The organism is Streptomyces sp. NRRL S-1022 (assembly GCF_000720135.1).
Lineage (GTDB): Bacteria > Actinomycetota > Actinomycetes > Streptomycetales > Streptomycetaceae > Streptomyces.
This window is the reverse complement of record NZ_JOIU01000009.1, coordinates 243843-256756: the sequence shown is the minus strand read 5'-3', so window position 1 is coordinate 256756 and position 12914 is coordinate 243843. Positions and strand designations below refer to the sequence as shown.

The following is a 12914-nucleotide window of genomic DNA, read 5'->3' as shown; positions in this document are numbered from 1 at the left end:
CTTGTCCTGTGCTCTCACCGGCGATTTGGACACCCGGCCAGCCTAAAGCCCGGCACCGACATCCGCCCCGGACCCCGCGCAGCGGCCCCCGATCGGACCCCTGACGCTTACCCCGGGACACCTGTGCGGCATCCTTGTGACAGATCACACTGTTTGGACCGTCCGGCAAAATGGGGAACACGGTCCCCTGGCACATGGGGGAGCAAGATCCCCTGAGCAGGTCGACAAGGAGAGAACTCGTGGACGACGTTCTGCGGCGCAACCCGCTCTTCGCGGCACTCGACGACGAGCAGGCCGCGGAGCTTCGCGCCTCCATGAGTGAGGTGACCCTGGCACGCGGCGACTCCCTGTTCCATGAGGGAGACCCCGGGGACCGGCTGTACGTCGTCACCGAGGGCAAGGTCAAGCTGCACCGCACTTCCCCCGACGGCCGCGAGAACATGCTCGCCGTCGTCGGCCCCGGCGAGCTGATCGGTGAGCTGTCGCTGTTCGACCCGGGCCCCCGTACGGCCACCGCGACCGCGCTGACCGAGGTGAAGCTGCTCGGCCTCGGCCACGGCGACCTCCAGCCCTGGCTGAACGCCCGCCCCGAGGTGGCCGGCGCCCTGCTGCGCGCCGTCGCGCGCCGTCTGCGCAAGACCAACGACGCCATGTCCGACCTGGTCTTCTCCGACGTCCCCGGCCGTGTGGCACGCGCCCTGCTGGACCTCTCCCGCCGCTTCGGCGTGCAGTCCGAGGAGGGCATCCACGTCGTCCACGACCTCACCCAGGAGGAACTGGCCCAGCTGGTGGGCGCCTCCCGCGAGACCGTGAACAAGGCGCTGGCGGACTTCGCCCAGCGCGGGTGGCTCCGCCTGGAGGCGCGGGCCGTGATCCTGCTGGACGTGGAGCGGCTCGCCAAGCGCTCGCGCTGACGCCGTTCCCGGCCGTACGACACGGGGCCCGCTTCCCGCAAGCCGGCCCCCGTCGTCATGCCCCCGGGCCCGCCCGGGCCGAAATCCGGCTGCCCCGGTCCGCCGGGGACGGCACGGTGGGCGCATGACCGTGCTCCCCGTCCCCAGAGGCCTCGACGCCCAGGGCCGACTGACCCGCGAAGGCTCCCTCGCGCGCGTGCAGCCCGTCTTCCGTCCGGTCGTGGCCGCCGTCCGCGACCGGCTGCCGGCCGTCTTCGGCACCCGCCTGCACAGCGCCTACCTCTACGGGTCGATCCCGCGCGGCACCGCGCGCGTGGGACGCAGCGACCTGGACCTGCTGATCGCCCTGTGCGAGGAACCGGCCGACGCCGACCGGGCCGCCGTACAGGCCCTCGGGGAGGCGCTCGACCGGGAGTTCCCGCAGATCGACGGCGTCGGCACCCTGCTCCACGGCCGGGAGCGGCTGCTGAGCGACCTGGAGCGGTACGACCTGGGCTGGTTCGTCGCCTGCCTGTGCACCCCGCTGCTCGGCGACGACCTCGCCGCCCGCCTGCCCCGCTACCGCCCCGACTCCCTGCTGGCCCGCGAGACCAACGGCGACCTCGCGCGGTGGCTGCCCCGCTGGCGGGAACGGATCGCGCGGGCGGAGGACACCGAGGAGGCCCGCCGGCCGCTCGTCCGGTTCATGTCCCGCCACCTCGTCCGCACGGCCTTCACGCTCGTCATGCCCCGCTGGCAGGGCTGGACCAGCGACCTGCACGAGATGGCCGAGGTGTTCGGCGCCTACCACCCCGTGCGGGCCGCGCAGCTGCGTACGGCGGCCCGGTACGGCTACGAGCCGGCCGGCGACCCGGCGGTGCTGCGGTCGTACGTCGACGACCTGGGCCCCTGGCTCGCCGCCGAGTACGCGCGCGTGCACGGCGTGAAGGCACCGCGCCCGGACCAGGGCCTTCCCCTCGGCTCAGGCCGGCCCAGGCGGACCAGCCCGGCGTGAGCCGAACGGCAGGCCCTAGATCAGCCCGTGGTCGCTCAGGTAGTCCATCTGCGCGCGCACCGACAGCTCCGCCGCGGGCCACAGCGAACGGTCCACGTCGGCGTAGACGTGGGCGACGACCTGGGCCGCCGTGCGGTAGCCGTCCTCGACCGCGGTCTCCACCTGGGCGAGCCGGTGGGCGCGATGGGCGAGGTAGAACTCCACGGCGCCCTGCGCGTCCTCCAGGACCGGCCCGTGGCCCGGCAGGACGGTGTGCACGCCGTCGTCCACCGTCAGGGACCTCAGCCGCCGCAGCGAGTCCAGGTAGTCGCCGAGCCGGCCGTCGGGGTGCGCCACGACCGTCGTACCGCGGCCCAGGACGGTGTCGCCGGTCAGCACGGCCCGGTCGGCCGGCAGATGGAAGGACAGCGAGTCCGCGGTGTGCCCGGGGGTCGGCACCACCCTCAGCTCCAGGCCGCCGACGGTGATCACGTCACCGGCGGCCAGGCCCTCGTCGCCGAGCCGCAGCGCCGGGTCGAGGGCACGCACGCGCGTGGCGGTCAGCTCGGCGAACCGGGCGGCGCCCTCGGCGTGGTCGGGGTGGCCGTGGGTGAGCAGGGTCAGGGCTATGCGCTTGCCGGCCTTCTCGGCCGTGTCCACGACGTTGCGCAGGTGGCCGTCGTCCAGCGGACCGGGGTCGATCACCACGGCCAGGTCGGAGCCGGGCTCGGCGACGATCCAGGTGTTCGTGCCGTCCAGGGTCATCGCGGAGGCGTTCGGCGCGAGGACGTTGACCGCGCGTTCGGTGGCCGGGCCGGAGGAGACCTCGCCCCGGGGCTGGCCCGGCAGCACGCTTGCGTCGGTCATGCGGGGCCTCCACCGGTGGTCCGGGCGGGCGTCGGGGCGGTCGGGACGTGTTTGGTGAACTCGTCGTGCCCGGGCCAGGACAGGACGATCCCGCCGTCCTCCAGGCGGGCCCGGGCCAGCACCGGGGTCATGTCGCGCGCGGGCGCGCCGGCCAGCGCCTGCGCCGCGCTGCCGTACGGCAGCAGCTGGCGCAGGGTGGCGATGGTGGGCGGCATCATCAGCAGCTCGCCCCTGTCGTACCCGGCGGCGGCCTCCTCGGGACGGATCCACACCGTGCGGTCGGCCTCCGTGGAGGCGTTCCGGGTGCGCTGCCCCTCGGGGAGGGCGGCCACGAAGAACCAGGTGTCGTAGCGGCGGGCCTCGAACTCCGGGGTGATCCAGCGGGCCCACGCGCCCAGCAGGTCCGAGCGCAGCACCAGGCCGCGCCGGTCGAGGAACTCGGCGAAGGACAGCTCGCGCGCGACCAGGGCGGCGCGGTCGGCCTCCCAGTCGTCGCCCGTGGTGTCGCCGACGACCGAGTCGGGGTCGGGTCCGGCGAGCAGGACGCCGGCCTCCTCGTAGGTCTCCCGTACGGCGGCGCAGACGATCGCCTGGGCGCCCGCCTCGTCGACGCCGAGCCGGTCGGCCCACCACGCGCGCGCGGGGCCCGCCCAGCGGATCTGGCGGTCGTCGTCACGCGGGTCGACACCGCCTCCGGGATACGCGTACGCGCCTCCGGCGAAGGCCATGGAGGCGCGTCTGCGCAGCATGTGGACGACCGGACCGGCGGGCGTGTCCTTCAGCAGCAGCACCGTGGCCGCGCGCCTGGGGGTCACCGGGGTGAGCGTGCCTGCCGCGAGCGCGCGGATGCGGTCGGGCCACTCCGGGGGATACCACTGACCGTTCGCCATGGCCGGAGGCTATCCCGTGTAGGGCGAATGTTCGAGAGGTACCCGAGGTCAGGGGGGTTACTGAGCGAGTTCCACCTGGATCTCGACCTCGACCGGCGCGTCCAGCGGCAGCACCGCGACACCGACGGCGCTGCGGGCGTGCACGCCCTTGTCGCCCAGGACCTCGCCGAGCAGTTCACTGGCGCCGTTGACGACACCCGGCTGCCCGGTGAAGTCGGACGCCGAGGCAACGAAGCCGACGACCTTCACCACGCGCGCGATGCGGTCCAGGTCACCGACGACGGACTTCACGGCGGCCAGTGCGTTCAGCGCGCAGGTGCGGGCCAGCTCCTTGGCCTCCTCCGGCGTGACCTCGGCGCCCACCTTGCCGGTGACCGGCAGCTTGCCCTCCACCATCGGCAGCTGGCCGGCGGTGTAAACGTACACGCCGGACTGCACGGCCGGCTGGTAGGCGGCCAGCGGCGGCACGACGGCCGGCAGGGTCAGGCCCAGTTCGGCCAGCTTGGTCTCGACCGCGCTCACGCCGGCTTCTCCTGCTTCTCGCGCTTGAGGTAGGCCACGAGCGACTCCGGGTTCGGACCCGGCACGACCTGCACGAGCTCATAACCCTGATCGCCCCAGCTGTCCAGGATCTGCTTGGTGGCATGGATGAGCAGCGGCACGGTCTGGTATTCCCACTTCTTGGTCATGGGGGCGACTGTAGCCGCTGCGACCCGGGGGCCCGGCGGCCCACCACGGCCCCCGTTGTCCACAGCCTCCCGCGTGAGTGTCGGCGGGACTGGTTAGGCTCGAAGACGTGAGCAGGCTCCAGGTCGTCAGCGGCAAGGGCGGGACCGGAAAGACGACGGTCGCCGCCGCACTCGCGCTGGCCCTCGCGACCGAGGGGAAGCGGACGCTTCTCGTGGAGGTCGAGGGCCGGCAGGGAATCGCACAACTCTTCGAGACAGAAGCACTTCCCTACGAGGAGCGGAAGATCGCGGTCGCTCCGGGCGGAGGCGAGGTGTACGCCCTCGCGATCGACCCCGAACTGGCCCTTCTGGACTACCTCCAGATGTTCTACAAGCTCGGCGGCGCGGGCCGGGCCCTGAAGAAGCTCGGCGCGATCGACTTCGCCACCACCGTCGCGCCCGGGCTGAGAGACGTCCTGCTGACCGGCAAGGCGTGCGAGGCCGTGCGCCGCAAGGACAGGTCCGGGCGGTTCGTGTACGACTACGTCGTCATGGACGCCCCGCCGACGGGCCGCATCACCCGCTTCCTGAACGTCAACGACGAGGTGGCGGGCCTCGCGAAGATCGGCCCGATACACAATCAGGCGCAGGCCGTCATGCGGGTGCTGAAGTCTCCGGAGACGGCGGTGCACCTGGTGGCGCTGCTGGAGGAGATGCCGGTCCAGGAGACCGCCGACGGCATCGCCGAACTGCGCGCGGCCCGGCTTCCGGTGGGCCGGGTCATCGTGAACATGGTCCGGCCGGAGGTGTTGGACGCGGCCGATCTGGAACTCGTACGGACCGTGGAGCGTTCATCGGTTGCACAGGCGCTCTCGGCGGCCGGTCTGGGCGGGGCCCGGCGCGGCGGGAACGCCGAGAAGCTGGTGGACCCGCTGCTGGCCCAGGCCGCGGAGTACGCCGAGCGGTACGCGCTGGAGCAGGAGCAGCGCGCGGTCCTGGCCGAGCTGGGGCTGCCGCTGCACGAACTGCCGCTGCTCGCCGAGGGCATGGACCTCGCGGGCCTGTACGAACTCGCCACCGAGCTGCGGAAGCAGGGGTTGTCATGAGTGCGGACCGGGCCGAGGCATCCGAGACGGCCGCGGGGCCCGAGCAGGGCCGGCGCCTCTCCTCCGCGCGCGTGCTGGACGTGGACCCGCTGCTGGACGACCCGAAGACGCGGATCGTGGTGTGCTGCGGCTCGGGCGGGGTCGGCAAGACGACCACCGCGGCGGCCCTGGGCCTGCGGGCGGCCGAGCGGGGCCGCAAGGTGGTCGTGCTGACCATCGACCCGGCCAGGCGGCTGGCCCAGTCGATGGGCATCGACTCCCTCGACAACGTGCCGCGCCGGGTGAAGGGCACCGAGGGCGACGGCGAGCTGCACGCCATGATGCTCGACATGAAGCGCACCTTCGACGAGGTCGTGGAGGCGCACGCGGACCCCGAGCGGGCCGCCGCGATCCTGGCGAACCCCTTCTACCAGTCGCTCTCGGCGGGCTTCGCGGGCACGCAGGAGTACATGGCCATGGAGAAGCTGGGCCAGCTGCGGGCGAAGGACGAGTGGGACCTGATCGTGGTCGACACCCCGCCCTCCCGCTCCGCGCTGGACTTCCTGGACGCGCCCAAGCGGCTCGGCTCCTTCCTGGACGGCCGGCTCATCCGCCTGCTGACCGCTCCGGCCAAGCTCGGCGGCCGCGCGGGAATGGCGTTCCTCAACGTCGGCATGTCGATGATGACGGGCACCCTGGGCAAGCTGCTGGGCGGTCAGCTGCTGAAGGACGTCCAGACGTTCGTGGCCGCGATGGACACCACCTTCGGCGGTTTCCGTACGCGCGCGGACGCCACCTACAAGCTCCTCCAGGCACCCGGTACGGCGTTCCTGGTGGTGGCGGCGCCGGAGCGGGACGCGTTGCGCGAGGCGGCGTACTTCGTCCAGCGGCTGGCCGCGGAGCACATGCCGCTGGTGGGCCTGGTGCTCAACCGGGTCCACGGCAGCGGCGCCGGCCGGCTGTCGGCCGAGCGGGCGCTCGCCGCCGCGGAAAATCTTGAGGACCCCCGCATTGTCGATCAGGGGGACGGGAAAGCTGGACTTCGTAACTCTCCCGACACGTACGGCAGTTCACAACCTCCCGCACCCGAGACCGCAGTCACCGCTTCCGAGGAAGGCTCCCCCGCCGACACGGAACGCTCCGTCGACCAGCTCACCGCGGGTCTGCTCAGACTGCACGCCGACCGCATGCAGCTGCTCTCGCGGGAGCAGCGCACGCGGGACCGTTTCACCGCCCGCCACCCCGAGGTGGCGGTCGTCGAAGTACCCGCGCTGCCCGGTGACGTCCACGACCTCGCGGGCCTGCGCGACATCGGGGACCGACTGGCAGCCGCGCGCCCGGAGGCCCCGTAGGCCGCGGGCAGTCATGGCGGCACACGTGGCACACGCGGTAGGCGGCCGGTCGCCGACGCCCTGCGCGGCACACGCGGGCGGCACGCGGCCAGGGTCGCGGGCGCGCGAGTGGCGGCCGGAGCGCACGAACGGCGGTCGCGGGCGCGCGCGACCTGCGCGGAGGAGGCTCCGCACGGTACGGCACGGCACGGCGGGCGCGGGCGTCGTATGCGAGGAGCGCGACTCCCGCACGCGGCGGTCACGCGTACACCGTGAGCGGTGGTCACCAGTACGCCGTACGCAGCAGTCGTGACTCCGCGCACGGCGAGCACGGGCACGCCGTGAGCGGCGCTCGCGGAGGTGGCGGTTGCCGGTGGCGGGCCTTCCCGGACCATGCGCCCGGGATACGCCTTGAGTGGGTGCCCGAGTGAGTGCCCGAGGGGGGTGCCCTCAGCTCACCGCCGCGTAGTTCTCGTACACCTCGTCGTTGTCGAGGGGCACGATCCCGATGCCCCGCTCGTACTCCGAGCGGGCGGTTTCCAGCAGTCTGCGCCACGAGGTGACGGTGGGCCGGCGGCGCAGCAGCGCACGGCGCTCCCGCTCCGTCATGCCTCCCCACACGCCGAACTCGACGCGGTTGTCCAGCGCGTCCGCCAGGCACTCGGTGCGTACCGGACATCCGGTGCACACCGCCTTGGCCCTGTTCTGCGCTGCTCCCTGAACGAACAGTTCATCCGGATCGGTAGTGCGGCAGGCAGCCTGCGCACTCCAGTCGGTTACCCAGCCCATACCGGCGCCGTCCTCTCCCGAATCGAGGCTCCCCCACGGCGGCAGCGGCATATTCACCGCCGCCAGTTGAGGACGTTACGGAAGGTGGGCACAGCGCAACACCCCCTGCGGGCCCAATCTTGAATGGCCCGAACGGACTATGGGTAAGCGGCAGATCACCCGCGGGAGTGAGCTGGCGACATGCGTGATCATCCCGGCAAACCGGGACAGTCGTGGTACGTCACACCGGGGCGCCAGGCGACACACGCGGCGGAATCGGGCTCGTCCCCGCGGGAGACGGGACGCTCCCTGCGGATCCCCGGCTGCGTCCGGAACGATTCGGGGTCGCCGGACGTATAGCTACATGACCGCACTGCTGTGACAGTTGAGAGCAGCTTAGGCCAAGGCCTGGGCGCGTGTCCGGCGAATGGGAACGCAGACCCCCCGCTTTGCCGTGCCGTGATGCGGTCGCTCCTTCGGAACGCTCAACAGTACGGATTAGGCTGCCCCCATGCCAAAGAAGCGCTCGGGCGGCGGTCTGTCGCCCATGCAGCAGGCCGCCAAGTTCCTCGGTGTCAGTGTCCTTGCCGGAGCCGTGATGGCCGGCATCGCGCTGCCCGCGGCCGGCGCGCTGGGCCTAGCGGCCAAGGGCTCGGTCAAGGGCTTCGACGAGATCCCGGCCAACCTGAAGAGTCCCCAGCTGAGCCAGCGCACCACGATCCTGGACAACCGGGGCAAACAGATCGCGACCGTCTACTCCCGCGACCGTACGGTGGTCGACCTCAAGGACATCTCGCCGTACATGCAGAAGGCGATCGTCGCGATCGAGGACTCGCGCTTCTACAAGCACGGCGCCGTCGACCTCAAGGGCGTGCTGCGCGCCCTGAACAAGAACGCGCGGGAGGGCGGGGTCGCCCAGGGCGCCTCCACGCTCACCCAGCAGCTGGTGAAGAACTACTTCATCGAGGAGGCCGGCGACGACCCGACCAAGGTCGCCGAGGCCACCCAGCAGACCCTGGGCCGCAAGATCCGCGAGCTGAAGTACGCGATCCAGATCGAGGACAAGCTCGGCAAGAAGAAGATCCTTGAGAACTACCTGAACATCACCTTCTTCGGCGAGCAGGCCTACGGCGTCGAGGCCGCCTCCCAGCGGTACTTCTCCAAGCACGCCAAGGACCTGAACGTCCAGGAGTCGGCACTGCTGGCCGGCATCGTGCAGTCCCCGAGCCGGTACGACCCGGTGAACGACGAGGCGGAGGCCACCAAGCGGCGCAACACCGTCCTGCAGCGCATGGCGGAGCTGGGCGACATCTCCCAGAAGGAGGCCGACGAGGCCAAGGAAAAGCCGCTCGGCCTGCACACCAGCCGCCCCAAGAACGGCTGCATCACGGCCGCGAAGGGCGCCGGCTTCTTCTGTGACTACGTCCGCCAGGTCGTCCTCACCGACCCGGTCTTCGGCAAGAGCAGGGAGCAGCGGGCCAAGCTCTGGAACCAGGGCGGCCTGACCATCCGCACCACGCTGGACCCGCAGGCCCAGAAGTCCGCGCAGGCGTCCATCAAGGACCACGTCTACAAGAGCGACGCCGTGGCCACCGCCGCGAGCATCGTCGAGCCGGGCACCGGCAAGATCCTCGCGATGGGCCAGTCCCGCCCGTACGGCGTCAACGTCAAGAACGACGAGACGACGATCAACCTGTCCGTCAACTCGGACATGGGCGGCGGCGCCGGGTACCAGCCCGGTTCCACGTTCAAGCCGATCGTCGCCGCGGCGGCCGTCGAGGGCGGCAAGCCCCCGACGCAGGAGTACTCGTCGCCGTACGAGATGGCGTACCCGAGCCCGGTGTCCGCGTGCAACGGCAAGACGTGGCGCGACGACCCGTACAAGCCGACCAAGCTGACCAACGAGAACGAGTCGGAGCGCGGCCCGTACGCCATGAAGGAGGCGACCGCGAAGTCGGTCAACACCTACTACGTGCAGCTGATCAGCGACATCGGCATCTGCCCGGTCGTCGACATGGCCAAGAAGATGGGCGTGCAGCGCGCGGACGGCCGCAAGATCCAGCAGGCGCCGTCCATCGCGCTCGGCACCCAGGAGGTCTCGCCGCTGACCATGGCGAACGCGTACGCCACCTTCGCCTCGCGCGGGATGTACTGCACCCCGGTCGCCATCGAGTCGATCACCCAGAAGGTCGGCAGCGACCAGAAGTCCCTGGAGGTGCCGAAGTCGACCTGCTCGCGGGCGATGTCGGAGAACACCGCGGACACGGTCAGCACGCTCCTCAAGGGCGTGGTCGAGGACGGCACCGGCCAGGAGGCCGGTCTCGGCAGCCGCCCGAGCGCGGGCAAGACGGGTACGACGGACGAGCGCTTCGCGGCCTGGTTCGTCGGCTACACGCCCAACATGGCCGGCGCGGTCTGGGTCGGCGACCCGCAGCACAAGCGCAAGATGACCAACATCACCATCGGCGGCGTCCCGCACGACAAGGTCTACGGCGGTGAGGTCCCGGGCCCGATCTGGCGCGACATGATGAGCGGCGCCCTTGAGGGCAAGTCCGTGGAGGACTTCCACCTGGTCGACATCCCCGACGCCACCCACGAGGGTGATGATCAGGGAAAAGGAAGAAGGGGGAGGGACGACGGCAACAACGGGGACACAGCAGGGGGGGGCCCCGCGTTGTGGGGGGGGGCCGCCCCCGCCGTCGTGATCACGCAGATCCGGCTCCGCCGTCGTACCGGGCGGGGCGGCTGCCCTGCCCGAAGCCGCTGCCCGGAGCCGCTGCCCTGACCCGAGCCGCTGCTCAGCCCGGGTCCGCTGCTCAGCCCTGGAGGAGCTTCTTCACCGCGGCGGCGACGCGGCCGCCCTCGGCCTGGCCGGCCACCTTGGGGTTCACGATCTTCATGACGGCGCCCATGGCCCGCGGCCCCTCGGCGCCGGCCGCCTTGGCCTCCTCAACGGCCTGGGCGACGATCGCGGTCAGTTCCTCGTCGGACAGCTGCTTGGGCAGGTACTCGGCGAGCAGCTCGCCCTCCGCCTTCTCCCGCTCGGCCTGCTCCGGCCGGCCGCCCTGCGCGAAGGCCTCGGCCGCCTCGCGGCGCTTCTTCGCCTCGCGGGTGATCACCTTGAGGACCTCGTCGTCGGAGAGCTCCCGCTTCTCCTTGCCCGCGACCTCCTCCTTGGTGATCGCGGTGAGCGTCAGCCGGAGCGTCGAGGAGCGGAGCTCGTCGCGCTCCTTGATCGCGGCGTTGAGGTCGTCCTGCAGCTTCGACTTGAGCGTGGTGGTCATGGGCCGATTGTCGCAGGTACACGGCCGCTCACGCCCGCGCATTTAACCGGGCCGCCGGTCTCGCCGTACCCAACCGGTCTGACACGATGGGCACATGCGCGCGCGATACGGAATCCCCCTTGGCATCGTGGCGGCCGGCGCCGCCGGCCTGGTGTATGCGGCGGGCTTCGAGGCCCGTTCCTTCCGGCTCCGACGGGTCACCGTCCCCGTCCTGCCCCCGGGCATGCGTCCGCTGCGTGTGCTGCAGGTCTCCGACATCCACATGGTGAGCGGTCAGCGCAAGAAGCAGCGCTGGCTGCAGTCGCTGGCCGGGCTGCGCCCCGACTTCGTGATCAACACGGGCGACAACCTGTCGGACCCCGAGGGCGTCCCCGAGGTCCTCGACGCGCTCGGCCCGCTGATGGACTTCCCGGGCGCGTACGTCTTCGGCTCCAACGACTACTACGGCCCCCGGCTCCGCAACCCGGCCCGCTACCTGCTGGAGAAGACGAACGGACGGCACGGCCTGAACGGCAACCCGCCGGTGGTCGGCGCGATCCACAACCCGTGGGAGGACCTGCGGGACGGGTTCGACGCGGCGGGCTGGCTGAACCTGACGAACACGCGGGGGGTCCTCAAGATCGAGGGCGCCTCCGTCGAGCTGACCGGCCTGGACGACCCGCACATCAAGCGCGACCGGTACGCCCAGGTGGCCGGCGGCCCGTCCGGTACGTACGACTTCTCGCTCGGCGTGGTCCACGCGCCGTACCTGCGGGTACTGGACGCGTTCACGGCGGACGCCTACCCCCTGGTGCTGGCCGGCCACACCCACGGCGGCCAGCTGTGCATCCCCTTCTACGGCGCCCTGGTCACCAACTGCGACCTGGACACGGACCGCGTGAAGGGCCTCTCCACCCACACGGCGGAGGGCCACACCTCCTACCTGCACGTCTCGGCAGGCTGCGGCACCAGCCGCTACACCCCGGTCCGCTTCGCCTGCCCCCCGGAGGCGACGCTGCTGACCTTGGTGGGGCGGGAGTAGACGGGAGGCCCGTGGGACCTGTGAGGCGCGTGGGCCTGTGAGACGTGTGGGGCATGGGAGGCGCGCGGGGCGTCGGGGGCGTCCCGACCGTGGTTAACCCACCCGGCCGCATCCGCCTGGCCGCACCCCTCCCCCGCTCCTAGCGTGAGGGCATGACCGCCCCGATACCCAGGGAGATCCCGGAACTGCCAGCGATCCCGGGTCCGCCCCTGCTGCTGCCCGCCCCGGTCCCGGCCACGGCGGTGGTGGCGCCGGTCCGCCGCCCCCTGGCCGCCGTGTTCCGCCTAGTGACCGCCGCGGCGGCGGCGCTCGGCGTCGCCCTCGAACTCCTGCTGGGCTCCCCGGCCCGCGTCCTGAGCTACTTCAGCGTCCAGACCGGCGTCCTGCTGGCGGTGGTCATGTTCCTGTCGGCCAGACGGGCCTGGCACGCCCGCCGCCCGCTCCCCTCGGGAGTGAGTGGCGCCACACTCCTGTACGTCCTGACCAGCGCCCTCGTCTACCACCTGCTCCTGGGCCACGCGACGCCTCCGTTCTCCATGACGGGCGCGACGGCGGCACCGGAACGCTGGCACACCCAGTGGGCGGTCCTCCAGATCCTCCACACGCTCGTCCCGACGGCGGCCGTGCTGGACTGGCTCCTGCTCACCCCGGCGGCCCGCCTGCACCTGCGCCAGACGGCGGCCTGGCTCCTGTACCCCCTGGCCTACCTGACCTTCTTCCTCACCAGGGCCGCCTTCCTCCCACCCACCAGCCCGTCCCGCTACCTCTATCCCTTCCTGGACGTGGCGGCCCACGGCTACCGCATCACCCTGGCCAACGCCCTCCTCCTGGGCCTCGCGATCTACGCCCTGGCCCTCCTCCTGGTGGGCCTGGACCACACCCGCCCGACCCCCGTCCGCCGCCGCGCCTGAACCGGATTTCGTCCAGGGCCACCAGTGGGCTAAAGTAAACGTCGTCGCCGCGAAAAGCAGCGACAGCGGGGTGTAGCGCAGCTTGGCAGCGCGCTTCGTTCGGGACGAAGAGGTCGTGGGTTCAAATCCCGCCACCCCGACGCCGTAGTACCAGGTCAGGGGCCTGATCCGCATCGCGGGTCGGGCCCCTGAGTGGTTCCGG

General features: G+C 71.6%; 13 protein-coding genes and 1 tRNA gene. 8 read left to right on the top strand and 6 right to left on the bottom strand.

Annotated features, from left to right (window positions below; all coding sequences use genetic code 11):
- Window positions 1-239 precede the first annotated feature (239 nt).
- Both IG05_RS0114365 and IG05_RS0114360 read left to right on the top strand, forming a co-directional pair.
- Window positions 240-914 (top strand): Crp/Fnr family transcriptional regulator, encoded by a 675-nt coding sequence (locus tag IG05_RS0114365; protein ID WP_014674022.1) that lies wholly within the window; start codon window positions 240-242, stop codon window positions 912-914.
- Between the two features lie 124 nt (window positions 915-1038).
- Window positions 1039-1908, top strand: coding sequence for a nucleotidyltransferase domain-containing protein (locus IG05_RS0114360; protein WP_051789823.1), 870 nt, complete (start codon window positions 1039-1041; stop codon window positions 1906-1908).
- Between the two features lie 15 nt (window positions 1909-1923).
- On the opposite strand, the gene IG05_RS0114355 is transcribed toward IG05_RS0114360, so the two are convergent.
- The 4 genes from IG05_RS0114355 to IG05_RS48350 are packed head-to-tail and all read right to left on the bottom strand — an operon-like array spanning window position 1924 to window position 4333.
- On the bottom strand, window positions 1924-2754 hold the full coding sequence (locus IG05_RS0114355) for an MBL fold metallo-hydrolase (RefSeq protein ID WP_030342584.1): 831 nt from the start codon (window positions 2752-2754) through the stop codon (window positions 1924-1926).
- Window positions 2751-3644 (bottom strand): NUDIX hydrolase, encoded by an 894-nt coding sequence (locus IG05_RS0114350; protein ID WP_030342583.1) that lies wholly within the window; start codon window positions 3642-3644, stop codon window positions 2751-2753. The genes IG05_RS0114355 and IG05_RS0114350 overlap by 4 nt, the downstream gene beginning before the upstream one ends.
- Window positions 3645-3701: 57 nt before the next feature.
- Window positions 3702-4166, bottom strand: a complete 465-nt coding sequence (locus IG05_RS0114345) for a RidA family protein (protein WP_030342580.1) — start codon at window positions 4164-4166, stop codon at window positions 3702-3704.
- Entirely contained in the window at window positions 4163-4333 is a 171-nt protein-coding gene (locus tag IG05_RS48350; RefSeq protein WP_184967365.1) for a hypothetical protein, read from the bottom strand. Before IG05_RS48350 ends, IG05_RS0114345 begins: the two co-directional genes overlap by 4 nt.
- A gap of 107 nt (window positions 4334-4440) precedes the next feature.
- Between IG05_RS48350 and IG05_RS0114335 the strand changes: the two genes are divergently transcribed.
- Together IG05_RS0114335 and IG05_RS0114330 are read left to right on the top strand one after the other, a co-directional pair.
- Entirely contained in the window at window positions 4441-5418 is a 978-nt protein-coding gene (locus IG05_RS0114335) for an ArsA family ATPase (RefSeq protein ID WP_030342578.1), read from the top strand.
- The gene (locus tag IG05_RS0114330) at window positions 5415-6749 is read left to right on the top strand and encodes an ArsA family ATPase (RefSeq protein WP_030342576.1); all 1335 of its coding nucleotides are present in this window, start codon (window positions 5415-5417) and stop codon (window positions 6747-6749) included. The genes IG05_RS0114335 and IG05_RS0114330 overlap by 4 nt, the downstream gene beginning before the upstream one ends.
- A 429-nt stretch (window positions 6750-7178) precedes the next feature.
- Here the strand turns inward: IG05_RS0114330 and wblA are convergent, their stop codons facing one another.
- On the bottom strand, window positions 7179-7517 hold the full coding sequence (gene wblA, locus IG05_RS0114325; RefSeq protein ID WP_030342575.1) for a transcriptional regulator WblA: 339 nt from the start codon (window positions 7515-7517) through the stop codon (window positions 7179-7181).
- A 490-nt stretch (window positions 7518-8007) separates the two neighbouring features.
- Here wblA and IG05_RS0114320 point away from each other — a divergent pair, with 490 nt between their 5' ends.
- The gene (locus IG05_RS0114320; protein WP_234335857.1) at window positions 8008-10281 is read left to right on the top strand and encodes a transglycosylase domain-containing protein; all 2274 of its coding nucleotides are present in this window, start codon (window positions 8008-8010) and stop codon (window positions 10279-10281) included.
- A gap of 31 nt (window positions 10282-10312) precedes the next feature.
- Here IG05_RS0114320 and IG05_RS0114315 read toward each other — a convergent pair whose 3' ends face one another.
- Window positions 10313-10780: a GatB/YqeY domain-containing protein gene (locus tag IG05_RS0114315; protein ID WP_030342571.1), complete on the bottom strand. Its 468-nt coding sequence runs from the start codon at window positions 10778-10780 to the stop codon at window positions 10313-10315.
- A gap of 94 nt (window positions 10781-10874) precedes the next feature.
- Here IG05_RS0114315 and IG05_RS0114310 point away from each other — a divergent pair, with 94 nt between their 5' ends.
- From IG05_RS0114310 to IG05_RS0114300, 3 genes are all read left to right on the top strand, one after another.
- Window positions 10875-11801: a metallophosphoesterase gene (locus tag IG05_RS0114310; protein ID WP_030342569.1), complete on the top strand. Its 927-nt coding sequence runs from the start codon at window positions 10875-10877 to the stop codon at window positions 11799-11801.
- 152 nt (window positions 11802-11953) lie between these two features.
- Window positions 11954-12712 carry a Pr6Pr family membrane protein gene (locus IG05_RS0114305; protein ID WP_030342567.1) on the top strand — a complete coding sequence of 253 codons (759 nt, stop codon included), beginning with the start codon at window positions 11954-11956 and terminating at the stop codon, window positions 12710-12712.
- Window positions 12713-12778: 66 nt separating this feature from the next.
- Window positions 12779-12852: transfer RNA gene (locus IG05_RS0114300), tRNA-Pro, on the top strand.
- The last annotated feature ends 62 nt before the right edge of the window (window positions 12853-12914 follow it).

Excerpts from the sequence above, each read along its gene's own strand:
- IG05_RS0114305 (WP_030342567.1), top strand. The coding sequence starts at position 11,954 with ATGACCGCCCCGATACCCAGGGAGATCCCGGAACTGCCAGCGATCCCG.
- IG05_RS0114360 (WP_051789823.1), top strand. The coding sequence starts at position 1,039 with ATGACCGTGCTCCCCGTCCCCAGAGGCCTCGACGCCCAGGGCCGACTG.
- wblA (WP_030342575.1), bottom strand. The coding sequence starts at position 7,517 with ATGGGCTGGGTAACCGACTGGAGTGCGCAGGCTGCCTGCCGCACTACC.
- IG05_RS0114350 (WP_030342583.1), bottom strand. The coding sequence starts at position 3,644 with ATGGCGAACGGTCAGTGGTATCCCCCGGAGTGGCCCGACCGCATCCGC.
- IG05_RS48350 (WP_184967365.1), bottom strand. The coding sequence starts at position 4,333 with ATGACCAAGAAGTGGGAATACCAGACCGTGCCGCTGCTCATCCATGCC.
- IG05_RS0114310 (WP_030342569.1), top strand. The coding sequence starts at position 10,875 with ATGCGCGCGCGATACGGAATCCCCCTTGGCATCGTGGCGGCCGGCGCC.
- IG05_RS0114320 (WP_234335857.1), top strand. The coding sequence starts at position 8,008 with ATGCCAAAGAAGCGCTCGGGCGGCGGTCTGTCGCCCATGCAGCAGGCC.
- IG05_RS0114315 (WP_030342571.1), bottom strand. The coding sequence starts at position 10,780 with ATGACCACCACGCTCAAGTCGAAGCTGCAGGACGACCTCAACGCCGCG.
- IG05_RS0114330 (WP_030342576.1), top strand. The coding sequence starts at position 5,415 with ATGAGTGCGGACCGGGCCGAGGCATCCGAGACGGCCGCGGGGCCCGAG.
- IG05_RS0114355 (WP_030342584.1), bottom strand. The coding sequence starts at position 2,754 with ATGACCGACGCAAGCGTGCTGCCGGGCCAGCCCCGGGGCGAGGTCTCC.